The sequence below is a fragment of the Paenibacillus sp. 598K genome (assembly GCF_003851045.1).
Classification (GTDB): domain Bacteria; phylum Bacillota; class Bacilli; order Paenibacillales; family Paenibacillaceae; genus Paenibacillus_D.
Map to the genome: position 1 here is coordinate 1 of NZ_BFBX01000480.1, position 229 is coordinate 229.

Annotated in this window: 1 protein-coding gene; it reads left to right on the top strand. The window is 76.9% G+C overall.

The window, feature by feature from the left end; all coding sequences use genetic code 11:
• Positions 1–229 (top strand): hypothetical protein (locus tag PA598K_RS37190; RefSeq protein ID WP_185602456.1); only part of this gene is annotated, 229 nt, incomplete at both ends.

Here is a 229-nt window from a genome sequence, read left to right on the forward strand (position 1 = left end):
GCAGGGGGCTGCTGCGGACGCGGCGGGGCTTCCGCCATATCGCCGCAGCGATGGCCGAGCGCGAGGCCAGGGAGACGCGGCCGCAGGTGGAAGGGGCGCCGACGGAGCGCCGTCAGGCGGCCTATGGTCGGCTGGCGTCCGGACGGCGTCTCGCCGAAGCCGTCGCGGCGGGGGCGTCACTGGCGGCGGAGTCGTCGCTGACGGCGGGAATGTCGCGACTCGCCTGGCG